Here is a 24,470-nt window from a genome sequence, read left to right as displayed (position 1 = left end):
GGCAATGACCGGAATCATGCAGGGTAAGCGCGGCCTCATCATGGGCGTCGCAAACAATCATTCCATTGCCTGGGGCATTTCGAAGGCGCTCGCAGCCCAAGGCGCGGAACTGGCATTCACCTTTCAGGGCGAAGCGCTCGGCAAGCGCGTCAAGCCGCTCGCAGCCGAAGTCGGCTCCGATTTTCTTCTGCCTTGCGATGTCGAGGATCTCGCTTCTGTCGATAGCGTCTTCGACGCAATTAGAGAACGCTGGGGCAAGCTCGATTTCGTCGTCCACGCAATCGGCTTCTCGGACAAGAACGAGCTGAAGGGCCTCTACGCCAACACCACGCGCGACAATTTCACCCGCACCATGGTGATTTCCTGCTTCTCCTTCACCGAGATCGCCAAGCGCGCCGCCGAACTGATGACGGAAGGCGGCAGCATGCTGACGCTGACCTATAACGGCTCGACGCGTGTGATCCCGAACTACAACGTCATGGGCGTCGCCAAGGCGGCGCTCGAGGCGTCCGTTCGCTATCTCGCCGCTGATTACGGCCCGCGCGGCATCCGCGTCAACGCCGTTTCCGCCGGCCCGATCCGCACGCTCGCTGGTGCCGGCATTTCCGACGCCCGCGCCATTCTCTCGTGGAACCAGCGCAACGCACCGCTGCGCAAGTCGGTCACCATCGATCAGGTCGGCTCGTCCTCGCTCTATCTCCTGTCGGATCTGTCGGCAGGCGTTACCGGCGAAATCCACTTTGTCGACGCCGGCTACAACATCACCTCGATGCCGACGCTGGAAGCATTGTCGAGCGCCGACGCCGAGTAACTCATTCGAGCGCTATAGGCTCGATTGCGAATTCTGTAGCATCCTGGGGCCGCGATAAGCGGCCCTAAACGTCTTTGGAGGTTCGAGTGGCGCATGAAAACTGCATCTTTTGCCGGATCTCGGAACTGACCATCGTCGCTGAAAACGCTGCTGCCTTTGCGATCAGGGATAAATTTCCCGTTCGGCCGCTGCACACACTTATTATTCCACGGCGCCATGTGACCGATATTTTCGCAACCGATGCCGAAGAACGCGAAGCCATTCACGAGCTCGCCATGCGGTGCCGGGAAGCGATCGGCCGCGAGGATACATCCGTCAGCGGCTTCAATTTCGGGTCGAACATCGGCCATGCCGCCGGCCAGAAAATCTTTCACGCTCATGTTCATTTGATCCCGCGCCGTTTGAGTGAGGGAGAATTGCTCGGTGCGCGACCGGACTGAGCGGCCCTGTCGCCGCAAACATCGAGGATGATCCAGATGCACGAGGGCATTGATTGCTTTTGCACGACCGAGCGGCTCATTCTCCGCCGCTTTGTGCCTGAGGATTTCGAGGCGTATCGCGCTTATCGTTCGCTGCCCGAGATCTATCGCTATCTCTATAGCGCCCCTCCATCGCCGGAGGAAATGCGGGAGCGTTTCGATGCCGGTTTGAACCCGCGCCTGAGCGAAAACGGCGATTTTCTTCGCTGCGCGGTTGTTCGACACGAGGATAGCGTCCTGGTGGGGCAGGTCAGCCTGCAGCTTGCCAACAAGGCAGCCCTCCAGGCCGAGGTTGGCTATACCTTCAATCCGGCCTATGCCGGGAAGGGGTATGCGACCGAAGCCACCGGAGCCATCATCACCCTCGGCTTTGAAAAATTCGGCTTTCACCGGATCTTCGCGCGGCTGGATGCGAAGAATGCCGGCTCAGTCGGCGTCGTCGAGCGGCTCGGCCTGCGTCGCGAGGCGCACCTCATCCAAAACGATCGTTTCAACGGCATTTGGGGCGACGAGTATGTCTACGCTGTTCTGCGCCAAGAGTGGTCCGAGAGAAATCTGGCCAGATAACGGTAACCTGTTCGCCACCGCTTGCGCTGATATTGAGAGGTGACGCTTGGCGTGTCCGGATCAGACGGGCGCGAACCGATAGTGTCCTGTCCGCTGATAGGCAAACAGGGTGTCGTCCTCACTTGCCCCAGCACCGATGTTCTGGATGACCAGCGGACGTCCCGGCGCCTCTGTCGATGTTTTCGATGAGACGATGACGATATGGGTGAGATTGCCCGGAAGCATCTGCGTGACGAGGTCACCGGGGCGATAGGCCGCAAAATCCTCGCTGAGTGGCAAGGCCGCCTTTCGCCGCGTAAAATAGACGGCGAGATTCGGGACGCGACGGTGGTCGATATTGGGGTCGGTCGCCTTCATGCCCCATGCTTTGGGGTAGACGGCAAAATTGGCCTTCATATCTTCGTGCAGCAACGCTTGCAGATCGAGCCCGAAGGCACGGCGATAGGCACGGATGACGACGTCGGTGCAAACGCCGCGATCTGGGGGCACATCTCCGCCCGGATAGGCTATTCTGACATAGGTGGGGTCATAGCGCGTGGTAACGCCAATCTGCGCTCTTGCTGCCTCTACAAGCGATGACGGCCAGGCTGGGGTGGCCGCGTTGGCTCGGCTCATGGTCGGCAAGGTCGAGGCGAAGGCCAGAAGGCCGCTTTGCAGCACCGTGCGGCGCGTGACACCCATCATTGGTTTCCCCTTCTCACGATATCAGCAGCATGAGGCTTCTCTTCGAGAGACGAAGCTCCCTTCGAATAGAGGCGAATCTATGGGTGATTCACGCATGGGTGGAGCACGGGCGCGGCTCCTCTGTCATAACACGCTGAAGGACGGATGGACTGCGAGAGCGCCGAATCGGCCGCGTTAACCCGCATTGGCTAAAATTTTACGAAAACTTTAGGTTAATTCTATGTTGCCGGGGATGGCTCGTTACGATCGGCCGGAATTGCGATACATCAGGCGCATTCAACAGTATCTCGTGCATGTCCATCGGCGGTCATAGACCATTTACGGGAACCCCAGCCGTGAACACCATAACTGTTGCCAATTCCAAGCCGCTTGCTCCACCGAGCGAGACGACATCGCTCTCCGCCATTGCCCGCTCAAGAGCGCTGGGGCCGGATATACTGCGCGCGATCGCTATCCTGCTGGTCATGCTGCTGCATCTGCCGGCCGAGGCGACGCCGCTGCCGCTTGTGGGTCTCAGGCCCTATGGATGGCTCGGCGTCGACATATTCTTCGTGCTCAGCGGCTTCCTCATTGGCACCCAGTTGATGGCGGAGGCGGCGCGCCGGGGCAGCATCGATCTCAAGAGCTTCTATCTGCGTCGGGCGCTGCGCATCTTGCCGGCATTTCTCGTCGTCCTTGGCCTCTACGCACTCATCCCACCCCTGCGCGATGCGCCGGCCATGCAGCCGGCCTGGCGGTTCCTGACCGCCACGCTCAATTTCGGTCTCGATCCCCGCTCCGGTACTGCGTTCACCGAGGCGTGGTCGCTGAGCGTCGAGGCGCATTTCTATCTGGTCCTGCCGGTGCTGGTTCTTTTGCTGAGACGCCATGCAACGATCGTCTCCGTCACGCTGCTCGCAGCAACGATTGTGATTGTCGGCATGGGCTTGCGGCTTGCCATATGGCAAGGCGAGGTTGGTTTGCCGGCAGCGGCATACGAATATAACGAAGCCTTTGCCGCCTATCTCAGGGATATCTATTACCCGACTTACAATCGGCTCGACGGCCTGGCCTTCGGCGTCGTTCTGGCCGCGGTCCGGCTGTTCAGGCCGTTGTTGTGGGAGCGGTACATGCCACCCTATATCGCCCTTGTCATCGGCAGCATTCTTGCCACCTCAGCCATCATGATCTTTTCCGAACGAGGGCCTTTTGCAGAAACCAATCTGCCGTTCCTGCTGCAGCCGCTTCCCGGCGCAGTCGCAGGCTTCCCGCTATTCTCGGTGGGGGTGGCATTGATCCTCGGCGCCCTGCTGGATTTGCAGCCGAAGATCGGACGCTGGCACCTTCCGGCGCTTACAGGCATCGCGACGCTGTCCTACAGCCTGTATCTGACCCACAAGGCCGTCTACCAGCTCGACAGGATGGTCTTTGGCCGGGAGAATCTTCAGGGCCTGTCCGGCTTCGTGATCTATGTCGCCACCTGCTTCATCGTGGCAGCGACGCTCTGGTTTGTCGTCGAAAGAAGCTTCCTGCATCTGCGGGATCATCTCGTGTCCCGCATGCGCTGAGCCGACTGGCCCGTGCACGCAAAAAAGGCGGCCACTGGCCGCCTTTGCTTTGCTTATTTCTTTGCCCAGAGCACCTTGTAGCGGGCATTGCGGCAAGCCTCGCCATGCTCCTTGAAGTTCTCCGCCAGCACCGGCTCATAAGGCAGGCCGCGATTGGCGACTAGCATCAGGCGGCCGCCGCCGCGCAGCGCCGAGGCGGCCATCTTGATCATCGCCTGGCCGAGCGAAGGTTCGGCGGCGTGGCCTTCATGGAAGGGCGGGTTCATGATGATCAGGTCATACTTGTCCTTGACCGGCTCGCTCGCCAGATCATGCCAGAAGAAGCGCTGGGCGACCTTCGGGCAATTATCAAGCAGATTGGCGCGGGCAGCCTCCAGCGCGTCGTAATGGGCCTCATAGAGGTCGATACGGGCGATTCTTGGCGACTTCGTTGCCAGTTCCACGGAGAGATAGCCCCAGCCGGCGCCGAAATCGGCGGCATCGCCGGTAAAGTCTGTCGGCAGGCGCGAGGCGAGCAGCTCCGAGCCGGCATCGATCCGGTCGTGCGAGAACATGCCGGCCGTGGTGGTGAAGCGGTCGTCGACGCGCGTTGCCGGCTTCACGAGCTGCGCTGTTATCGGCTTGATGTCGGCGGGGCGCGTGAACCAGAAGGCAACGCCATGATATTTCGGCATGTGCTCGACCGTGAGGCCGAAGCCCTCGATGCGCTTGCGCAGTGGCTGGATGCCGTCTTCCTTGCCGCCGGCAACGACGATGAGACCACCTTCCTTCACCCGCGAAAGCGCTTCAGCGATATGGCCTTCGTTCTCGCCCTTGTGCTTGCCACAAAGTACCAGCGCGCCGTCATAGTCACCGCCCTCGATCTCAGGCGTCACGTTGATGCGCTGCGCCTGCAGCTGGCGATAGAAGGGCCGGAAGCCCTGGACGGCGGAAAGCTCGGCGGCAAAACCATCAGGCAGCGCACAGCCGGCCTCGGCGCCGAGAAACAGGATCCGTTCGCCCTCGCCGGGCGCGCCTACGGTGCCGGAGGCAAAGGGGTGGAACAGGGTCTTCAGGGCGTCGCGGCTCATGGGGTGTGATCTCGTGGCAAACTAACGGGCTTCGGTCGTCGGGTGACGCCGACAGCGATAATATAAAAGGGGCGCGGAAACGAATCCCGCGCCCCGGAACCTGAATGAAGGCGCAGCTTATTCGGCTGCGTCATCCTTCTTCTTGTCGGCAGCGAGTTCCTGGCCGGTGGCCTGGTCGACAACCTTCATGGACAGGCGAACCTTGCCGCGCTCGTCGAAGCCGAGCAGCTTGACCCAGACCTTGTCGCCTTCCTTGACGACGTCCTGCGTCTTCGCCACGCGCTCGGAAGCAAGCTGCGAGATGTGGACGAGGCCGTCACGGGCGCCGAAGAAGTTGACGAAGGCGCCGAAGTCGGCGGTCTTGACAACAGTACCTTCGTAGATCTGGCCGACTTCCGGCTCAGCAACGATCGAGTGGATCCACTTGCGGGCCGCTTCGATTTCCTTGCCGGAGGACGAGGCGATCTTGACGGTGCCGTCGTCTTCGATGTTGATCTTGGCGCCGGTCTTTTCGACGATTTCGCGAATGACCTTGCCGCCCGAGCCGATGACTTCACGGATCTTGTCGACCGGGATGTTCATGACTTCGATGCGCGGTGCGAATTCGCCGAGCTGGCCACGGCTTTCGGTGATTGCCTTGGACATTTCGCCGAGGATGTGCGTGCGACCGCCCTGTGCCTGGCCGAGAGCGACCTTCATGATCTCTTCGGTGATGCCGGCGATCTTGATGTCCATCTGCAGCGAGGTGATGCCGTCGGCAGTGCCGGCGACCTTGAAGTCCATGTCGCCGAGGTGGTCTTCGTCACCGAGAATGTCGGAGAGAACGGCGAAGCGTTCGCCTTCCAGGATCAGACCCATGGCAATGCCGGCGACCGGCTTGGCCAGCGGAACGCCGGCGTCCATCAGCGCGAGCGAGGTGCCGCAAACCGTTGCCATCGAGGACGAGCCGTTGGACTCGGTGATCTCGGAGACGACGCGCAGCGTGTAGGGGAACTGTTCAGCCGTCGGCAGCATCGGGCGGATAGCGCGCCATGCGAGCTTGCCGTGACCGATTTCGCGACGACCCGGGGAACCCATGCGGCCGGTTTCGCCAACCGAGTAGGGAGGGAAGTTGTAATGGAGCAGGAAGCGCTCCTTGTACATGCCGGTCAGGCTGTCGACATACTGTTCGTCTTCGCCGGTGCCGAGCGTGGCGACGACGATTGCCTGCGTTTCACCGCGGGTAAACAGCGCCGAACCGTGCGTGCGCGGCAGAAGGCCGACTTCCGAAACGATCGGGCGAACGGTCGACAGGTCGCGGCCGTCGATACGGCTCGAGGTGTCGAGGATGTTCCAGCGAACGATCTTGGCCTGCAGGTGCTTGAAGACGGCGCCGATGACTTCGGCGGAATACTTCGGCTCTACGCCTTCCGGGAAGAAGTGTGCCTTGACCTTGGCCTTGACGGCGTCGACGGCAGCGTAGCGCTCAGCCTTCTGCGTGTTCTTGTAGGCGGTGCGCAGTTCGGCTTCGGCAATGCCGAGCATTTCGGCTTCGAGCTCGGAATGATCTTCCGGCGTGAAATCGCGCGGTTCCTTGGCAGCGACTTCGGCGAGCTTGATGATCGCGTCGATAACGGGCTGGAAGCCGCGATGACCGAACATGACGGCGCCGAGCATGACGTCTTCAGGCAGTTCCTTGGCTTCCGACTCAACCATCAGAACGGCGTCCTGCGTGCCGGCGACGACGAGATCGAGGCTCGATTCGTCCATCTCGTCGAGATGCGGGTTGAGGACGTATTCGCCGTTGATGTAGCCGACGCGAGCGCCGCCGACCGGGCCCATGAAGGGAACGCCGGAAAGCGTGAGCGCTGCGGACGTGGCAACCATCGAAAGGATGTCGGGATTGTTTTCGAGGTCATGCTGGATGACCGTGACGACGACCTGCGTGTCGTTCTTGTAGCCTTCCGGGAAAAGCGGGCGGATCGGGCGGTCGATCAAGCGGGAAACGAGGGTTTCGTTTTCGCTCGGACGTCCTTCGCGCTTGAAGTAGCCGCCGGGGATCTTGCCGGCTGCGTAGGTCTTTTCCTGGTAGTTGACGGTGAGCGGGAAGAAATCCTGGCCCGGCTTCGGCGACTTGGCCGAAACAACGGTGGCAAGAACCACGGTCTCGCCGTAGGTGGCAACGACGGCGCCGTCAGCCTGACGAGCGATCTTGCCGGTTTCGAGCTTCAGCGGGCGGCCTGCCCACTCGATTTCGACAGTATGGATATCGAACATATCTTGTCCTTACATTGTGCGGGAAAAGGCGCCGTCGCCGACACGTTCGGCAAGGCACATCTTCAACCGCACGAAATGTGACGTATCACGGGCAAGACAACGAGAGGCTTTCGAAATCAGGCCGAAGCACGAGGCTTCGGCTGAAAGCATCCGGCAATCCTGCCCCATGACAGGTCAACGGTTGTTGTTGGCAGCGCCGGCCCATCCGGGCTGCCGGCAGTCTCGCATCGCGCAAACAGGAAGCGCGAGGGAAGCTGGTCTCAAGGGTTCATACCCTTCATAAGCATCCGGCGGACGTTCAGGTGAACGCCCGCCGGAAATTCGATTAGCGACGGATACCGAGGCTGGCGATCAGCTTGGTATAACGGCTTTCGTCCTTCTTCTTGAGATAATCAAGAAGCGAGCGCCGGCTGGAAACCATCGTCAGGAGGCCACGACGGGAGTGGTTGTCCTTCTTGTGGTCCTTGAAGTGGTCCGTGAGGTTGTTGATGCGCTCGGTCAGGATTGCTACCTGGACTTCCGGAGAACCGGTGTCGCCTTCAACGGTGGCATATTCCTTGATCAGCGCAGCCTTGCGCTCAGCAGTGATCGACATCGGATAGTCCTTTCTATGAGAGGAAATTAAAGTCGCCAAACGCCGGGATGTCGTCCAGCATTGGCCGCGAATGCAATCGGGCAGGCCCGATGCTGGCGCTGCCTATAGACCATTTGGGGTATAAAGGGAAGAGGCGTTCGGGAACGCCACTTCCGCAGCCTTTTAAGGGCGTTTCAGGCGAAAACGCGTTTCGGGCGGAATTCGCCTTCGCCAATCTCGCCGATGGCGATCAGTTTGCCGCGTGCCGTGGCATAGGCTTCGGTTTCGGCAACCGGCGCATCGCGGCCGCGCACGAGAATGGGATTGCCCATCTTCAGACGGTGGGCCTGATCGTCGTTGATGATGAGATGCGGCAGGGATGACAGTGCTTCGGCCGTATCGATCAGCAATGCATCGAGAGCGGCGAGCCGCTCGTCGGCATCTTCGATTGCCTCAAGCGCCACGAGATCCGCCAGCGGCACCATCGCCTCTTCGGCAAAGGGGGCGACGAAGCTGCGACGCAGCTCGGAGATGTGGCCGAAACAGCCGAGATTGCGGCCGAAATCGCGGGCAAGCGCTCGGACATAGGTGCCCTTGCCGCATTCCACTTCAAAATGCGCAGTGTTGGCATCCGGGCAGGCCAGCAGCGTCAGGCGGAACACTTCCACCTCGCGTGAGGGGATCTCGACGGTTTCGCCCTCGCGGGCCAGGTCATAGGCGCGCTCGCCGGCGATCTTGATCGCCGAGAACTGCGGCGGGATCTGGCTGATGACGCCGGTATATTGCGGTAGCAAGGCCCGAATGTCTTCTTCGCTCGGACGTTTGTCAGAGCTCTCCGTCACTTCGCCTTCGAGGTCGTCGGTGGCGCGTTCTTCGCCCCAGGTGACGGTAAATTCATAGATCTTGCGGCCGTCCATGACATAAGGAACCGTCTTGGTGGCATCGCCAAGCGCGATCGGCAGCATGCCGGAGGCAAGCGGATCGAGCGTACCGGCATGGCCGGCCTTTTGGGCCTTAAACAGCCACTTGATCTTGGAAACGGCCTCGGTCGAGCCGAAATCCACCGGCTTGTCGAGAATGAGCCAGCCCGAAATCGGGCGGCCCTTGGGCTTGCGTGGCTTGGACATTGTCTGTCTCTGTTATCGGTTTTCGTCGGTGTCGGTATCGTCGTCCTTGAGGTCGCGCTGGACCTCAGGCGACCGCAGCAGCGCATCGATCTTCTTGTAATTGTCGAAGCTGGTATCGTCGCGGAAGCGGACTTCCGGCATGTACTTCATCTGCCGAAGCAACGGGCCGAGACGGCCGCGGATGTATTTCGAATGACGATTGAGGGTGTCGATGACGACATCATGGTCGGCGACGCCGAGCGGCGTCACATAGGCGGTGGCGATCTTCAGATCCGGCGACATGCGCACTTCGGAAATGGAAATCACGGTGCGCTCGATCAGGTCGTCGCGCACTTCGCCGCGCTGCAGGACCTGCGTGATCGCGGCGCGCACTTGTTCGCCGACGCGAAGCATACGCTGCGAAGGCGCGGAAGAGGTTGGTCTGGTCATGGTTTTTCCGTTAGCAGCGTCCCCTGGACGCTATAAAGCGGGTCACATGACTCGATCCGGCGCAAAGGTCAAGGCTGGATGGCCCGATCTGCCCTCCAGAGGCCCAGAATCCGGCTGAATATGGCGTCCTGTTCCTCCCGATTGGAGAAAGCGGAGAGAGGGATATAGGTGACGAAGGTTTCGAGATCGAACTCGATCCGGCCGTTTTGGCTGGTGATATCGGTGATCTCGCTCCAGGCGAGCCACATCGATGAATGGGCGGTATCCCAGGATGCGCCCCGCGAGGTCATCGTCACCGTAATGGTGATATCAGGGCGGATGCGCGACTGCATTGTCGCCAGTCGCCGCCGTGTTAACCAGCGAAAATAAAACCCGACGAGCACATAGAGGATCGCAGTCGGAATAATCCAGATGACCATCAGGTCATTCTTGTCGAGCGATGGCGGTATTCCGAAAACCGGAATGAAGACGTGGGCGCGCAGAAAATGGAAAAGGGCGGCCAGGCCGGCGCCGACCCCGATCACCCACAATAGGAGCAAGCCCCATCTTTGGTAGGCATTCCCAGGGCGGCGAATGGCGAAACGGCGTCCCGCTTGCCGCATGACGGCAATATGCTCGTTCGGCTGACGAACATAGGAAACGACGATCTGGTCACTGTTCTCCGATGATGCCGTCACGAGCCGAGCGCCTTTCTGCAGTTCCTTCGGACCCAATAAAAAACCGCCGGCGATGACCGGCGGTTTTGATATCTAGCCAAGAGGAAGGCCGCTTACAACGTGCGGGTGATGTGCTCCACACGGAAGCATTCGATCGTATCGCCGGCGCGGATGTCTTCGTAGTTCTCGAAGGCCATACCGCATTCCTGGCCGACGTTGACTTCCGAGACTTCGTCCTTGAAGCGCTTGAGCGTCTTGAGCTTGCCTTCGTGGATGACGACGTTGTCGCGCACCAGGCGGACGCCGACGCCACGTTCGACCTTGCCTTCGGTAACGCGGCAACCTGCGACCTTGCCGACCTTCGTGATGTTGAACACCTCGAGGATTTCGGCATTGCCGAGGAAGGTTTCGCGACGCTCCGGAGAGAGCAGGCCCGACATTGCCGCCTTCACGTCATCCACCAGGTCGTAGATGATGTTGTAGTAGCGGATTTCGATGCCTTCACGCTCGGCCATCGTGCGGGCCTGGGCATTGGCACGGACGTTGAAGCCGATGATCGCCGCGTCGGAAGCTCCGGCCAGCGAAATATCGGATTCGGTCACGCCACCGACGCCCGAATGGACGATGCGGGCGCGAACCTCGTCGGTGCCGAGCTTGTCCAGTGCGCCGGCAATGGCTTCGATCGAGCCTTGTACGTCGCCCTTGATAACCAGCGGGAACTCCTTGGTGCCAGTGGCCTGCAGCGTCATCATCATCTGTTCGAGCGAACCGCGCTGAACGGACTGACGGGCTGCTGCCTTGTCGCGGGTGAGGCGCTGGCGGTATTCGGAGATTTCGCGGGCACGGCTTTCGTTCTCAACGACGGCGAACTTGTCGCCAGCCTGCGGTGCGCCGGAAAGACCGAGGACCTCGACCGGCATGGCCGGACCGGCTTCCTTCACATGCTCGCCCTTGTCGTTGACCAGTGCGCGCACGCGGCCCCACTGATCGCCTGCAACGACGATCTGGCCGGGACGCAGCGTGCCCTTCTGGATGAGGACGGTAGCGACCGAGCCGCGGCCACGATCAAGCTGGGCTTCGATGACGGTGCCTTCCGCGGTGCGGTTCGGATTTGCCTTGAGGTCAAGGATTTCCGCCTGCAGCAGGATGGCTTCGAGCAGCTTGTCGAGGTTGACGCGGTTCTTGGCCGAAACTTCGACGTCGAGCACTTCGCCACCCAGGGATTCGACGAAGACCTCATGCTGCAGCAGTTCCATGCGGACCTTCTGCGGATTGGCTTCATGCTTGTCGATCTTGTTGATCGCCACGATGATCGGAACACCGGCAGCCTTGGCGTGATTGATCGATTCGATCGTCTGCGGCATCACGCTATCGTCGGCAGCAACGACCAGGATGGCGATGTCGGTCGCCTGGGCGCCGCGAGCACGCATTGCCGTAAAGGCGGCGTGGCCGGGAGTGTCGATGAAGGTGATCTTCTGGCCGTTATGTTCGACCTGATAGGCGCCGATATGCTGAGTGATGCCACCGGCTTCACCGGACACCACATTGGCGTGGCGGATGGCGTCGAGCAGCGATGTCTTGCCGTGGTCGACGTGACCCATGATGGTGACGACGGGCGGACGGGACACCAGTTCGCCGTCTTCGTCGGCAACGTTGAAGATGCCGTGTTCGACGTCGGATTCGGAAACGCGCTTGACGGTGTGGCCGAATTCGTTGGCGATCAGCTCGGCCAGATCGGCGTCGATGACGTCGCCCGGCTTCAGCATCTGGCCTTCCTTCATGAGGAACTTGATGACGTCGACGGCGCGTTCAGACATGCGCTGCGACAGTTCCTGGATGGTGATGGTTTCCGGCAGCACGACTTCGCGCGAGATCTTTTCGCGCGTTTCCTGCATCTGGCTGCGGCGGAACTTTTCCTGGCGGCGACGCATGGCCGAAAGCGAACGGCCGCGAGCGCTGCCGTCTTCGTCGACATTGGCCGTCGTCACCGTCAGCTTGCCGCGGCGACGCTCGTCATCCGTCTTCGGGCGGGTGGTAACCGGCTTTGCCGGCTCAGGACGCGTGACCTTGCCACGTACCGGAGCGCCGCGCGGAGGACCGCGATCGGTTTCTTCTTCGTTGACCCGGCGGCGATTGGCCGGAGCCTCTGCCGCAGGAGCACCAGGGCGTGCCGGAGCCGCCATCGGGACGACGGCACGACAGGAGCCGGAGCAGCCTGAGTTGCCGGCTTCGGTGCTTCGACCGGTGCAGGTGTCTCTGTCTTGGCTTCGAGGGCGCGAGCCGCTTCTTCTTCGGCGCGGCGTGCGGCTTCAGCCTGCTCTTCGATGCGGCGGGCTGCCTCTTCCTCGGCGCGGCGTGCGTCCTCCTCGGCGCGACGAACCGCATCGGCGGCGTCACGGACCTGGGCTTCGGCAAGCGCGCGGCGGCGAGCATCCATTTCGCCGGCTGACAGATGGTTCAGAACCACCGGGCGCGACGAACGTTCCTGCTGCGGGCGCTGCTGGTTGTTCTGGTTGGATTGCTGCGGACTCTGCTGCTGGCCACCCGGCTGATGAATGCGCGGAGCCGGCTGCGGCGGGCGCGGCGGCTGCGGCGTCGGTTCCGCAACGCGCGTCACGGATGGTGCCGCGGCAGCAGTCGTCGAAGCAACGATCGGCTTTTCGTCTTCGGGGCGTAGCGGACGGCGCTTGCGGGTTTCAACCACGACCGCCTTGGTGCGACCGCGGCCCATGTCCTGGCGCACGGTGCCCTGGTTCACGCCTGAAGGCTTCAGGGTGAGAGTCTTCTTACCTGAAACATTCAGCGTCTTGTCGTCTTGATTGTCGGTCATTCCGTTCCCGTTCCTTCGGACAGGGCTCGGAAACGTCCGTCAGACCCTGTCGTTCAATGCATGTACCTTAATGAGGCGTCCGGTATCCACCGGTGACCGCGTCATTGTTTTCGCCGGCCAGCGCCGCCCGTTGCCCGGGACTGACCGCCGTTGCGGTACCGTTCGAGCAGGTTTGCGCGCTTCACTACACCTTCACCCGCCCGCCCTGCAAGCGCTGCGGCATGGATAAAAGCGTTCTGGCCCATCAGTTCTTCCATTTCCGCCTCCGTAAAGACACGGAAAGACGGTATTTCCTCTTCGGTTTCCATACCGAGATGCCAGGCCTTTCGTGCCTGGTCGATCTTGCGAACGCCGTCGGCTGCGGCATCGATCGCATGGAACACGGCGAGTGCCGAACCATTGCGAACCGCGCCGTCGACCTTCGACGAGCCATTGACGAACTGGCCCGCCTTGCGCGCCATGTGCATCATCCCGGCAAGCTGTGCCACAAGAAGGCGGTCGACGGTGGCGCCGAGATCGCCCGGTGCCGTCACCTCCGCCTTCAAGGCGCGTGAAAACAATTTCTTTGCCACTGCCTTGTCCACGAGTGCCCGGTCGAACTTGACCCAGCAGCCGCGTCCCGGCAGCTGCCGCTTCAGATCGGGAACAACGGTCCCGTCCGGAGCGGCGACGAAGCGGATCAACTCGTCGGCTGATCCGCTTTCGCGTGTTACGATGCACATGCGGCCGTTTGCGCCGTCACCCCCGAGATTGTCGTCTTCGGGCGGTGCGCTCGGCCCCTCGGTGATCGTCATGCCTGTTGCTCGGCTTCATCCTCCGCGGCGACCTCTTCGGTCTCGGTGGCGAGATCGGCTTCGGTGATCCAGCCGGCCAGCAGGCGAGCCTGTACGACCATCTGTTCGGCTTCGACGCGCGAGACCTCGAGCTTGGAGAACAGGCCCTCGAACTTCTTCGTCTCGCCGTTCTTGCGTTCGGACCAGCCGACGAGGTCGTCTGCGGCGCAGCCGGCAAAGTCTTCGATCGTCTTGATGCCGTCCTCACCGAGGGCAACCATCATCTGTGCGGTCATGCCGTTGATCTCACGCAGCTCATCGGAAACACCGAGCGCCTTGCGCTTCTCGTCCATTTCGGCTTCGAGCTTCTCCAGATATTCGCGGGCGCGGGTCTGGATTTCCTGGGCAGTGTCTTCGTCGAAGCCGTCGATGGAGGAGATTTCCTCGAGATCGACGTAAGCCAGTTCCTCGACGGCGGCAAAGCCTTCCGAAGCCAGAACCTGGCCGACCATTTCGTCGACGTCGAGCGCGTCCATGAACAGGTTGGTGCGCTCGTTGAATTCCTTCTGGCGGCGCTCCGATTCCTCGGCTTCCGTCATGATGTCGATATCCCAGCCGGTCAGCTGCGAGGCGAGGCGGACGTTCTGACCGCGGCGGCCGATGGCCAGCGACAGCTGCTCGTCCGGAACCACGACTTCGATACGCTCGGCATCCTCGTCGAGAACGACCTTAGCGACTTCGGCCGGCTGCAGCGCGTTGACGACGAAGTTCGCCGGCTCGCTGGACCAGGGAATGATGTCGATCTTTTCGCCCTGAAGCTCGCCAACGACGGCCTGAACGCGCGAACCGCGCATACCGACGCAGGCGCCGACCGGATCGATCGACGAGTCGTTCGAAATGACGGCGATCTTGGCGCGCGAGCCCGGGTCGCGGGCAACCGACTTCACCTGGATGATACCGTCGTAGATTTCAGGCACTTCCATGGTGAAGAGCTTGACCATGAACTGCGGATGCGTGCGCGACAGGAAGATCTGCGGACCGCGCTGTTCGCGGCGCACGTCGTAGACATAGGCGCGGACGCGGTCGCCATAGCGGAAGTTCTCGCGCGGGATCATCTCGTCGCGGCGGATGATGCCTTCGCCACGACCGAGGTCGACGATGACGTTGCCGTATTCGACGCGCTTGACCGTACCGTTGACGATTTCGCCGACGCGATCCTTGAATTCGTCGAACTGGCGGTCACGCTCGGCTTCGCGCACCTTCTGCACGATGACCTGCTTGGCCGACTGGGCAGCAATACGGCCGAAATCCATCGGCGGCAGCGGATCGGCGATGAAGTCGCCAAGGGCTGCATCCGGATTGCGGTCGCGGGCCAGTTCCAGCGGGATCTGCGTGGAATAGTCTTCGGCTTTCTCGACGACTTCGAGCAGGCGCTGCAGACGGATTTCGCCGGTCTTCGGGTTGATGTCGGCGCGGATGTTCGATTCCGTGCCGTAACGCGAGCGCGCGGCCTTCTGGATCGCGTCCGCCATCGCGGCAAGCACGATCTCGCGGTCGATGACCTTTTCGCGCGCCACTGCATCTGCGATCTGCAGAAGTTCTAGCCGGTTCGCACTGACTGCCATTTTTAGTCTCCGTCTTCCTGCCCTGGGGTTCCCGTCCCGTTAGGCGGTTCGTTGATCGGTTATTCTTCTTCGTCCGCTTCGTTCTGGTTCGCTGCCTCGGCTTTCGCCAGCTTGTCGGCGCGCAACGCATCGCGGATGAGATCGTCCGTCAGGATCAGCTTGGCGTCGGCCAGCGTGCTGAACGGAATGATTACTTTCGGCTCTTCGCCATAAGCGACCTGGTCGCGTTCGATCGTAAAGCCTTCGTCGGTAACGTCGGCGATCTTGCCGCGGAACCGCTTGCGGTTGTCAACCAGGATCGATGTCTCGCACTTGACGATATGGCCGATCCAGCGGACGAAATCCGACTTGCGCACCATCGGGCGGTCGATGCCCGGCGAAGATACTTCGAGATGATACGCCTTATCGATCGGATCTTCCACATCCAGGACCGGAGAAATGGCCGTCGAGACCTCTTCGCAATCCTGGACGGTCATGGTGCCGTCGTTGCGCTCGGCCATAATCTGCAAGGTCAAGCCGTTCTGGTTGAGAAGGCGCGCTCGCACAAGGCGAAAGCCCAAGCCGACGATTACGGGCTCGATGATGGCGGCGACGCGCTGGTCAAGGCCGGTTTCGACGATCAGGCGCGGTTCATTGGTATTGTCTGCGTTTGTCACTTCCGACAAGCGTTCACTCCTGCAGGGTGCTGCATTTGGGAGATCGAGCTAATAAAAAAGAGCGGGTCCTTGCGGCCCACTCTTCATCACACGATCAAGAATTTGAAAGCGGATATAAGCCCGTTTCCGGCAAATTGCAAGGCTTTTGCCGGACGCTTTAGCCATGCGCGAATGGCACTGGGATATCGATAGTCGCAAAGAACTCTGTTTGACAGAGTGCTGGTCGTTATATACTCTGTACTACAGAGGACGATGTCACGCAGAGTGTGATCCCCGATCGCCTTGAAACATTGGAGGAGCAGCGCCTATGGAGATCTCTGCCGCGGAAGCCCGGCATGCCCTGCATGAAGTCGAGCAGGCAACCCTGCGCAGCAACCGCTCGAAACGGTATCGCGGCTCGGCCCCCTATCTCATTCTTTGGGGCGCCATCTGGTTTGTCGGTTATTCGAGCATGTTCTTTTGGCCGGCATTATCGGCAAATTTGATCTGGCTGGTCCTGGATGGATTGGGTCTGGCAGGCAGCGTGCTGATTGGCGTGAAGACATTTCGCACCCGCGACGACGTGAAGAAGGTCAACGGGCGCGTATTGGCCGTCTTTGCGATTATCACGCTGTTCATGCTTGTCACGATCAAGGTCATGCAGCCGATGGATGCCGCTCAATACGCCATATTTCCGGCGCTGGTTCTCAGCCTCGCCTATGGATTGATCGGGGTATTTTTCCTCCGCGGCTTCGTGTGGCTTGCCGTGGCCGTATCGCTTGGCAGCCTCGTGCCATACGTCTTTCTGCAGCCGTGGTTGTCGCTCTGCATCGCCGTGTTCGGCGGCGGCAGCCTGCTGATCGGCGGTGTGTGGATGAGGAAGCTGTAATGGCTGTTCTCAACGAGGTAATCCACCAGTCCCTGCGCCTGAAGATCATGGCCGCTCTTTACGCTCAGACTGCGAGTGAGGCGCTGGAATTCACGACCCTCAAGAAGATTACCGGCGCGACGGATGGCAATCTGGGCAGCCATCTGTCGACGCTTGAGCAAGCGGGATACATCGCCACAACCAAGGCTTTCGTCGATAGGAAGCCGCAGACCCGCATATCCCTGACGCGGGAGGGGCGCCGCGCCTTCCGGGAACACGTTGCCTATCTCAGGGAAATCGTCGAACTGGCTGAGGGCAAATAGGCCAATTTTCCCGACATCATCCGATGGAGGAAGGCCGGATAAACTTCCTGCGTCTGAAAGGCAGTTACTTCAAGACGCCAAGCATGGAGCTGTCGGGATAGCAGGTTGGCTTCATGCCGCTCTTTTCCTGCCATTGGCCGATCGAGCGTCTGGTTTTGTAGCCCGGCAGGCCATCCGTGCCGCCGACGTCGTAGCCCTTGCGTTCCAGAGTCTTCTGCATGCCGGCGACATCGGAGCGCAGCATCTTGCCGACATCGCCCCATTTTTCCTCGAACGCGCCGCTGCCATAAGCGATGCGGTCGGCGAGATTGCCAATATAGAGGCCGTAGAGGTCGGAGTTGTTGTATTCCTTGATGGTGTAGAAATTCGGTGTGACGATGAATTCCGGTCCGTCGCGGCCGGCCGGCACCAGCATCATGCCGCTTGCCTTCAATTCGTCCGCTGGAAATGCCCTGCCTGACACCCTCGATATGCCGAGCGACGCCCATTGCGAGATCGGCTTGGCAAGGTCCGGCCCTTCCTGCGCGCAGGACACATTCTGCGGAATGGTGACCTCGTATCCCCAGCCGCGGCCGCGTTGCCAGCCCTTCTGAACCATATAGTTGGCTATGGATGCCAACGTGTCCGGCACCGAAGTCCAGATGTTGCGGTGGCCGTCGCCATCGAAATCGACGGCGTATTTCAGGTAGTTGGTCGGCATGAATTGCGGCTGGCCAAGCGCGCCGGCCCAGGATCCCTTGAACTGATCCGGCGTGACGTCACCGTGATCGAGGATGCGAAGCGCGGCGATGAGCTCGGTGCGGAACATGTCCTTGCGGGTCGACATGAAGGCCTTGGTCGCCAATACCTGGATCGCCGAATTCGGCAGTTTGGCGGCGCCGAAGCCGGTCTCGCGGCCCCAGATGGCGAGCAGGATCGGCCCCGGCACGCCATAGGTCTTCTCGATCTGCCGGAGCACCGGCCCATATTGCGAGGCGAGGCTCCGTCCGGTCGCGGCCAGCTTCTGCAGCCGCGCCTCGTTGAAATAGGGTGCGGGGGAGGAAAATTCGGCCTGCGTCTGTTTCTGTTCCTTGGGCTTCGGAAAGCCCGGCGGCACCAGATCCGGCAGATCCCAGTTCAGCGTCACGCCGGCGAAAGCGGCCTGGAATATCCTGTCGGAAATGCCGTCCTTCCGCGCTTCCGGCCGCAGGTCCTTCTGAATCCAGGCCTGAAACTGCGCTTCGACATCGGCCTTCGAGGCGGCGAGTACGGGCAGGGGGAGGAGGGTGAGGAGGAGGATGCAGAGGAACGAAAACAGCCTTTGCGTATACCGAGCGGCCGATACCCCCCTCTGTCCCTTTCGGGACATCTCCCCCACACGGGGGGAGATTGTTGGGAGTACGCCGCGTAGTCCTTGGGGCTGATTTCCCTTGGTTTCCGCAGATTCTATGCCTGTTTGAGCGGAGAAGGCGCCACAAGCGACCGATCTCCCCCCTTGTGGGGGAGATGTCACGGAGTGACAGAGGGGGGGGAACACTCTCCTCATACGCAGTCCTTTATTGCAGAGGTCAAATCGCCGTCCGCGCCCTGAGCGCCGCTGTCAGCGTACCTTCGTCGAGATAATCGAGTTCACCGCCAACGGGCACGCCATGGGCAAGACGGGTGATCTTGACCTCGAGGCCGGCAAGCCTGTCGGTTATATAGTGTGCTGTGGTTTGCCCTTCTACCGTGGCGTTAACAGCGATGATGATCTCGCGGATGCCGCCTTCGCTGACGCGCTCGATCAGGCCGCGAATGTTGAGATCGTCGGGTCCGACGCCGTCGAGCGGCGACAGCACGCCGCCGAGCACGTGATAGGCGGCGTTCATCGCGCCGGCCCGCTCCAATGCCCAGAGATCGGAAACGTCTTCCACCACGATGATGATGGACTGGTCGCGGCGATCGTCGGTGCAGACGGTGCAGGGATCGACGGTATCGACGTTGCCGCAGCGCGAGCAGATCTTCACCTTGTCATAGGCATCGCCCATGGCGTGAGAAAGTGGCCCAAGCAGCTGGTCCTTCTTCTTGATCAGGTGCAGCGCCGCGCGCCGCGCCGAGCGGGGCCCAAGCCCCGGCACCTTCGCCAGAAGCTGGATGAGTTTTTCGATTTCGGGGCCGGTGACTCGCTTTGCCATGGGAGGCTTTTAGCCCATATGCTGCGGAAACGGAATCACGGAAGGAATGATTGGCCGATGAAAATTCTGGCTGTTTGTGCCGGCGCCGCCGAAACGCTGCCCGGCAGGAAAAGTCGGACCGGCATCAACAAGCATGCCGTGAGCGGCGCCGTCATGATCGATGGGGAAGGGGTGATCGGCGATGCGATCTGCGATCGCCGGCATCATGGCGGCCGCGATCAGGCCGTCTATGTCGAGGGATCATTGACTTTGGACTGGTGGGCGAAGGAACTCGGTCGACCTCTGGAATACGGTTCGTTCGGCGAAAATCTCGTCATCGACGGGCTGGATAATTGCGCGGTGGCAGTCGGTGACAGATTCATAGCTGACGATCTAGTTCTGGAGGTCACCTCGGCCCGCATCCCCTGTGCCACCTTCGCCGCGAAGATGGGCGATCCGAAATTCGTGAAGCGCTACATGCAGGCAGGGCGGCCCGGCATCTACTGCCGTGTCCTTCAGAGCAGCACGGTGAGTGCCGGTGCGGAGGTGACATATCTTCCCTATGAGGGCAGCCGTGTTACCATGCCGGATTTGATGGCAATGCTCGGCGGGCGGCTGTCACCGGAAGATCGGGCGCGTTATCTCACGACGCCCATTCACGATAGGCTGCGGGCTTTTCTCGAGACTGATCCTGGCGGTTAGCGCATGGCAATCGCCACGGCAGCGCCTGCCATGGTGGCGGCGCTGGTGCGGTTGGCGATGCGCACGGCGCGGCGGCTTTTGAGGAATGTTCTGGCCTTCGCCGCAAGCATTGCCCAGGAAAGGTCGATGACGACAAGCACCACGAACATCGTCGCCACCAGCTCGGCCCAGCCGGAAAGCGTGACGGCGTGAAGATCGATGATCGAGGGCAGCAGCGCCACATAGAACACCATGATTTTCGGATTGCCCATGGTCACGGTGAAGCCGGCGAGGAAAAGCCGCGCGGCTGACTGTTCGTCCGGCAGCTGTTCTTCCGTCGTATCCGAAACAGCAAACCACATCTTCCAGGCGAGGTAGAGCAGATAGGCGACGCCGAGCCATTTGATGATCACGAAAGCCCAGTGGAAGGTCTCGGCGACGGTCGCAAGGCCGGCAACGGCGCAAGTCAGCCAGATCGCCTCGCCGAGCCACATGCCGGAGAGAAAGGGCAGTACGTTACGCGCACCCTTGGTGAGGACGCGTGCCACAAGCGCTGCGATGTTCGGACCCGGCGATCCCGCCGCGATGAACAATGCACCGGCAAAAATAAGCAGCATCGACAGGCTCATCGCATTCTCTCCGATCCGGGCAAGCCATGAAACATCTGGAAGATGCCAGAAATAGCACTCCGGCCGCCGTTTTCCAAATTGCCGATTTCGCACTCAGCCGAGTTGCGCGCGAAATCGCTCGAAGAGTGCCTTGCCATCAGGCCAGTCGCCCAGCCCCGAGGCCGAATTGATGTGGCCGAGCGGTCCGGCATCGACAAACGCACTGCCCCAGATTTCGGCGCTATCGCGGGCATAATCGTAAGGGCCGTAGGGATCGTCGGTGCTGGCGACGAGCATGGAGGAAAAAGGCAGTCGTTGCCGTGGCGGATTGGCGAAACTGCCGGCCTCGGCCAGATAGACCTCACCTGTCGGTTCCGGTGGGGCGACAAGAAAGACACCAAGGATTGGTCTCTTTTGCAGAGGCGCCCAATGGGAGATCAACTGGCAGGCAAGACTGTGGGCGATCAGGATCGGCGGCGTTTGCGAGCCGGCGATTTCGCGGTCCAGCGCCTCGATCCAGTCGGTAAGGATCGGCTTGTCCCAGCTCGATGGCTGGAATCGACGCATGCGCGGATCCTGCCGCTCCCATAAGGTCTGCCAATGATCTCCGTCGGAGCCGCCAAGCCCCGGCAGCATGATGATGTCGCTCATCTCTGTCCTCTATCGCTATCTGAGGGAAAGAAACTGACACCTTGCTCAGGCAATTGACATTGCAATCCATCGGATAAAATCTTCACCGGCCGATGAATTGAATGTGAAATATGGAAAGCATCGAAAAGGGACTGGATCCGACTGACATGTCGATCATCGAGATCCTGCAGCAGGACGGAAGAATTTCCGTATCGGAACTCGGTCGCCGCGTCGGGCTTTCACAGCCGGCGGCATCGGAGCGGCTAAAGCGGCTGGAGGAACGAGGCGTGATTGCGGGTTATCGTGCCGTCATCGATCCCGCCGCCGTCGGCCTCGGCATGATGGCGGTCATCCGGCTGCGTACCTCGCATGAGCATATTCGCCCCTGTCTGAAGCAGTTCTCGGAAATGCCAGAGATAATCGAAGTTCTCAGATTGACGGGGGAGGATTGTTTTCTGCTCAAGGTCCTCGTGCCGACTGCGGAGAACCTTGAAACCATCGTCGATTCCATCGCCCGCCATGGTGCGGTAACGACGTCGCTGGTGCTGCGAAACGAGCCGGCAAAGGCGATCGGCCGCGAATTGATCCGCAAGGCGACCGCCCGGTAGCTAAAGTCTTTGGGCTTCGATCTCAGAACGGCAGCTTGAAACCGGGCGGGATCGGCAGGCCGGCGGTGAGTTCGCGGGTCTTTTCGGCGGTGATCGCCTCGGCCTTGTCCTGGGCATCCTTGTTGGCGGCGACGATCAGGTCTTCGAGGATCTCGACATCCTCTTCCTTGAAGAGCGACGGATCGATTTTGATGCCGAGCATCACGCCTTTGCCGTTGACGGTGGCGGTGACGAGGCCGCCGCCGGCCTTGCCTTCGACGCGAATGTCGGCGATCTCCGACTGCATCTTCTCCATCTTGGCCTGCATTTCCTTAACTTTGCCCATCATGCCCATGATGTCGCGCATCGTCATTTGTCCTTCTTCTGCATGTTGCTATTCCCGACGGCTACAATCTGCCGCCAGCCGCTGCGGTTGTCGAGCCGAGCGGTCCTGCTGTTGTCTATTTTAACCTTAAAATTCTATGTCGTCGCCTGGCAGGATGTCGCCATCGACGGATTCGGCGATGGCCGGAGCAGCGGTCTGCTCTTCTTCCTCGACTTCCGGAGCCCGCACGCGCACGTCAATGATTTTGGCGCCGGGAAATTGCGACAGGATCGCCGCGACATCGGGGTCCTGGCGTGCATCGGCGACCCGTTGCTTCTGCGCATTCGCTTCGGCTTCCACCAGCGTCGGCTCGCCCTCGTCGCGGCTGAGGCTGACGATCCAGTGTATACCGGTCCATTCCTTCAGCTTGACGGCGAGCTCGTTCAGCAAAGTGCCCGGCGCGCGGGCGCAAGGCTGACATCGAGCCGGCCCGGCTCAAGCCTGACAGGGCGCACGAAGCTGCGCACCAGCGCCTTGACCTTCGGATCACGCTTCTGGCCGGCAAGCTCGGCGATCTCGGTCATGGAATTGATCGGCACCAGCGGCTTCGGCGCTTCGGCAGGCTTCGGCTCGATGCGGCCCACAGGTTGCGAATCCGGCTGCGTATTCGGCACAGAGCGTAACATCGCGACCGGCGCCGAAGGCGTGGGTCGCGGTGCCGGTGTTTCGATGGCTCGCGCAACGGCGCTGCCTTGATAGGAAACGGCGGAGCCGCCGCCATTGCCCGCAGGCGCTCCGGAGGGCGGACGTGCGCCGCCATTGCCATCGGAAAATTCCGCAAGCCTGCGCGCGGCATCTTCCGGTGCAGGCAGATGGGCTGCATGTGCCAGCCGGATCAGCACCATCTCAGCAGCGCCAGCGGTTCTCGAGGCGTTTTCGGTCTCGGCGATGCCCTTCAGAAGCATCTGCCAGATACGCGACAGCGCCGTCACCGCCACACCCTGCGCAAACTCGGAGGCCTTTATGCGCTCGACTTCGCTCAGCGACGGATCGTCGGCGGCATCGGGCACATATTTCAGGCGAGTGACGAGATGGGTGAAATCGGCAAGGTCGGTCAGCACGACGACGGGGCTGGCGCCGGCTTCGTACTGGCTGTTGAATTCCGCAAGTGCAGCCGAAACATCGCCTTTGACGACATGGCCGAAGAGATCGACGATACGGGCGCGGTCTGCAAGGCCCAGCATCGCGCGCACGGCATCGGCGGCAACGAAACCGCTGCCATGGGCGATCGCCTGGTCGAGCAGCGACAGGCCGTCGCGCGCCGAGCCTTCGGCGGCGCGGGCGATCATGGCGAGCGCTTCCGGCTCGGCCTCGATGCCTTCCTTGCCGGCAATGGTGGTGAATAGCCCGACCAGATCCGAAGCGCTGATGCGGCGCAGGTCGAAGCGCTGGCAGCGCGACAGCACCGTGATCGGAACTTTACGGATTTCGGTCGTGGCGAAGATGAACTTCACATGCTCGGGCGGCTCTTCGAGCGTCTTCAGCAACCCGTTGAAGGCCGCCGTCGACAGCATGTGCACTTCGTCGATGATGTAGACTTTATATCGCGCCGAGACCGGCCGGTAACGCACCTGCTCGATGATCTCTCTGATATCGTCGATACCGGTATGGGAGGCGGCGTCCATCTCGATGACGTCGACATGCCGGCCTTCCATGATCGCCTGGCAATGCTCACCGGGTTCGCGCAGGTCGATTGTCGGACGATCGATGTCGGATGTCTTGTAGTTGAGGGCGCGGGCAAGGATACGGGCTGTCGTCGTCTTGCCGACACCGCGGACGCCGGTCAGCATATAGGCTTGGGCAATACGGCCCGTCTCGAACGCATTCGTCAGCGTTCGAACCATCGGCTCCTGGCCGACCATGAGGTCCGTGAAATCCTTGGGCCTGTACTTGCGAGCCAGCACCCGGTAACCGGTGCCGGTCGAGGCGGCATCTTTTGCTTGTCGCTCGCTGTCGCTCATCGCCCTGCTTATTTTGCCCGCAGAAAGCCGGGTCTTGCTTTCAGAAAGGGTGGGAGGCTGGCACGATGACCCGTGCCGGGCTCGTTGGGGCTGCTTCCTTCCGGACCTGACCCGGTTGGCGAGTGGCTCGTCCACCACCAACCTCCCGGATGCACATATCGGCAATATCGTCATCAAAAGCAAGCCAAGGTCAAAAAAAAACTGCTAAACATTTGATAAAACAATGGAGGAT

23 protein-coding genes, 1 other RNA gene and 2 pseudogenes are annotated in these 24,470 nt (G+C 61.0%); 8 read left to right on the top strand and 18 right to left on the bottom strand.

The features are described 5' to 3' along the window. The first annotated feature begins 4 nt into the window (after positions 1-4). From fabI to BSK43_RS12170, 3 genes are all read left to right on the top strand, one after another. Positions 5-811, top strand: a complete 807-nt coding sequence (gene fabI, locus BSK43_RS12180) for an enoyl-ACP reductase FabI (RefSeq protein WP_077472202.1) — start codon at positions 5-7, stop codon at positions 809-811. 86 nt (positions 812-897) lie between these two features. Beyond that, entirely contained in the window at positions 898-1,251 is a 354-nt protein-coding gene (locus tag BSK43_RS12175) for an HIT family protein (RefSeq protein WP_077472203.1), read from the top strand. 36 nt (positions 1,252-1,287) lie between these two features. Then, a complete protein-coding gene (locus BSK43_RS12170; protein ID WP_136686859.1) occupies positions 1,288-1,857 on the top strand; it encodes a GNAT family N-acetyltransferase in 570 nt (189 codons plus the stop codon). Between the two features lie 60 nt (positions 1,858-1,917). Here the strand turns inward: BSK43_RS12170 and BSK43_RS12165 are convergent, their stop codons facing one another. Then, complete coding sequence (locus tag BSK43_RS12165; RefSeq protein ID WP_246662538.1) at positions 1,918-2,541, bottom strand: DUF1287 domain-containing protein; 624 nt, start codon at positions 2,539-2,541, stop codon at positions 1,918-1,920. Positions 2,542-2,876: 335 nt separating this feature from the next. Between BSK43_RS12165 and BSK43_RS12160 the strand changes: the two genes are divergently transcribed. Beyond that, positions 2,877-4,088, top strand: coding sequence for an acyltransferase (locus BSK43_RS12160; protein ID WP_077472206.1), 1,212 nt, complete (start codon positions 2,877-2,879; stop codon positions 4,086-4,088). A gap of 53 nt (positions 4,089-4,141) precedes the next feature. Here BSK43_RS12160 and BSK43_RS12155 read toward each other — a convergent pair whose 3' ends face one another. From BSK43_RS12155 to rimP, 10 genes and pseudogenes are all read right to left on the bottom strand, one after another. After that, complete coding sequence (locus BSK43_RS12155) at positions 4,142-5,158, bottom strand: class I SAM-dependent methyltransferase (protein ID WP_077472207.1); 1,017 nt, start codon at positions 5,156-5,158, stop codon at positions 4,142-4,144. Between the two features lie 117 nt (positions 5,159-5,275). After that, the gene (gene pnp / locus BSK43_RS12150) at positions 5,276-7,414 is read right to left on the bottom strand and encodes a polyribonucleotide nucleotidyltransferase (RefSeq protein ID WP_077472208.1); all 2,139 of its coding nucleotides are present in this window, start codon (positions 7,412-7,414) and stop codon (positions 5,276-5,278) included. Between the two features lie 325 nt (positions 7,415-7,739). Next, positions 7,740-8,009 carry a 30S ribosomal protein S15 gene (rpsO, locus tag BSK43_RS12145; RefSeq protein WP_077472209.1) on the bottom strand — a complete coding sequence of 90 codons (270 nt, stop codon included), beginning with the start codon at positions 8,007-8,009 and terminating at the stop codon, positions 7,740-7,742. Positions 8,010-8,182: 173 nt separating this feature from the next. Continuing rightward, positions 8,183-9,115, bottom strand: coding sequence for a tRNA pseudouridine(55) synthase TruB (gene truB / locus BSK43_RS12140; protein WP_077472210.1), 933 nt, complete (start codon positions 9,113-9,115; stop codon positions 8,183-8,185). A 12-nt stretch (positions 9,116-9,127) separates the two neighbouring features. Then, complete coding sequence (rbfA, locus tag BSK43_RS12135) at positions 9,128-9,544, bottom strand: 30S ribosome-binding factor RbfA (RefSeq protein ID WP_068394797.1); 417 nt, start codon at positions 9,542-9,544, stop codon at positions 9,128-9,130. Between the two features lie 68 nt (positions 9,545-9,612). Then, on the bottom strand, positions 9,613-10,221 hold the full coding sequence (locus tag BSK43_RS12130) for a hypothetical protein (RefSeq protein WP_077472243.1): 609 nt from the start codon (positions 10,219-10,221) through the stop codon (positions 9,613-9,615). A gap of 92 nt (positions 10,222-10,313) precedes the next feature. Then, positions 10,314-13,030: pseudogene (infB, locus tag BSK43_RS12125) on the bottom strand (translation initiation factor IF-2). A 101-nt stretch (positions 13,031-13,131) separates the two neighbouring features. Next, on the bottom strand, positions 13,132-13,824 hold the full coding sequence (locus BSK43_RS12120) for an RNA-binding protein (protein ID WP_068394799.1): 693 nt from the start codon (positions 13,822-13,824) through the stop codon (positions 13,132-13,134). Beyond that, positions 13,821-15,428, bottom strand: coding sequence for a transcription termination factor NusA (gene nusA, locus BSK43_RS12115; protein WP_068394800.1), 1,608 nt, complete (start codon positions 15,426-15,428; stop codon positions 13,821-13,823). Before nusA ends, BSK43_RS12120 begins: the two co-directional genes overlap by 4 nt. A 59-nt stretch (positions 15,429-15,487) precedes the next feature. Then, on the bottom strand, positions 15,488-16,093 hold the full coding sequence (gene rimP, locus BSK43_RS12110; protein WP_068394801.1) for a ribosome maturation factor RimP: 606 nt from the start codon (positions 16,091-16,093) through the stop codon (positions 15,488-15,490). Between the two features lie 298 nt (positions 16,094-16,391). Between rimP and BSK43_RS12105 the strand changes: the two genes are divergently transcribed. Further along, positions 16,392-16,952 (top strand): hypothetical protein, encoded by a 561-nt coding sequence (locus BSK43_RS12105; protein ID WP_077472212.1) that lies wholly within the window; start codon positions 16,392-16,394, stop codon positions 16,950-16,952. Beyond that, positions 16,952-17,254 (top strand): transcriptional regulator, encoded by a 303-nt coding sequence (locus BSK43_RS12100; RefSeq protein WP_077472213.1) that lies wholly within the window; start codon positions 16,952-16,954, stop codon positions 17,252-17,254. Before BSK43_RS12105 ends, BSK43_RS12100 begins: the two co-directional genes overlap by 1 nt. Before the next feature lie 64 nt (positions 17,255-17,318). Here BSK43_RS12100 and BSK43_RS12095 read toward each other — a convergent pair whose 3' ends face one another. Beyond that, positions 17,319-18,779 carry a lytic murein transglycosylase gene (locus BSK43_RS12095; protein WP_246662537.1) on the bottom strand — a complete coding sequence of 487 codons (1,461 nt, stop codon included), beginning with the start codon at positions 18,777-18,779 and terminating at the stop codon, positions 17,319-17,321. 22 nt (positions 18,780-18,801) lie between these two features. After that, positions 18,802-19,407, bottom strand: a complete 606-nt coding sequence (recR, locus tag BSK43_RS12090; RefSeq protein WP_068394804.1) for a recombination mediator RecR — start codon at positions 19,405-19,407, stop codon at positions 18,802-18,804. A 57-nt stretch (positions 19,408-19,464) separates the two neighbouring features. On the opposite strand from recR, the gene BSK43_RS12085 reads away from it, so the two are divergent. Then, on the top strand, positions 19,465-20,088 hold the full coding sequence (locus BSK43_RS12085; RefSeq protein WP_205910607.1) for an MOSC domain-containing protein: 624 nt from the start codon (positions 19,465-19,467) through the stop codon (positions 20,086-20,088). Here BSK43_RS12085 and BSK43_RS12080 read toward each other — a convergent pair. Together BSK43_RS12080 and BSK43_RS12075 are read right to left on the bottom strand one after the other, a co-directional pair. Then, the gene (locus BSK43_RS12080; RefSeq protein WP_077472216.1) at positions 20,085-20,696 is read right to left on the bottom strand and encodes a LysE family translocator; all 612 of its coding nucleotides are present in this window, start codon (positions 20,694-20,696) and stop codon (positions 20,085-20,087) included. The genes BSK43_RS12085 and BSK43_RS12080 overlap by 4 nt on opposite strands. A 93-nt stretch (positions 20,697-20,789) precedes the next feature. Beyond that, a complete protein-coding gene (locus BSK43_RS12075) occupies positions 20,790-21,326 on the bottom strand; it encodes an alpha/beta fold hydrolase (RefSeq protein ID WP_077472217.1) in 537 nt (178 codons plus the stop codon). 110 nt (positions 21,327-21,436) lie between these two features. On the opposite strand from BSK43_RS12075, the gene BSK43_RS12070 reads away from it, so the two are divergent. Then, positions 21,437-21,913 carry an Lrp/AsnC family transcriptional regulator gene (locus BSK43_RS12070; protein WP_077472218.1) on the top strand — a complete coding sequence of 159 codons (477 nt, stop codon included), beginning with the start codon at positions 21,437-21,439 and terminating at the stop codon, positions 21,911-21,913. Positions 21,914-21,935: 22 nt separating this feature from the next. On the opposite strand, the gene BSK43_RS12065 is transcribed toward BSK43_RS12070, so the two are convergent. The 3 genes and pseudogenes from BSK43_RS12065 to ffs form a co-directional block, all read right to left on the bottom strand. Further along, positions 21,936-22,259 carry a YbaB/EbfC family nucleoid-associated protein gene (locus tag BSK43_RS12065; protein WP_068394845.1) on the bottom strand — a complete coding sequence of 108 codons (324 nt, stop codon included), beginning with the start codon at positions 22,257-22,259 and terminating at the stop codon, positions 21,936-21,938. 105 nt (positions 22,260-22,364) lie between these two features. Further along, positions 22,365-24,238, bottom strand: a pseudogene (locus tag BSK43_RS12060) (DNA polymerase III subunit gamma/tau). 49 nt (positions 24,239-24,287) lie between these two features. After that, an RNA gene (ffs, locus tag BSK43_RS12055) (signal recognition particle sRNA small type) lies at positions 24,288-24,384 on the bottom strand. Between the last annotated feature and the right edge of the window lie 86 nt (positions 24,385-24,470).

Origin of the sequence: Rhizobium sp. P44RR-XXIV, from assembly GCF_001999485.2 — a bacterium.
In the GTDB taxonomy this organism is placed as follows: domain Bacteria; phylum Pseudomonadota; class Alphaproteobacteria; order Rhizobiales; family Rhizobiaceae; genus Rhizobium.
This window is presented reverse-complemented; position numbering and strand designations above follow the sequence as displayed.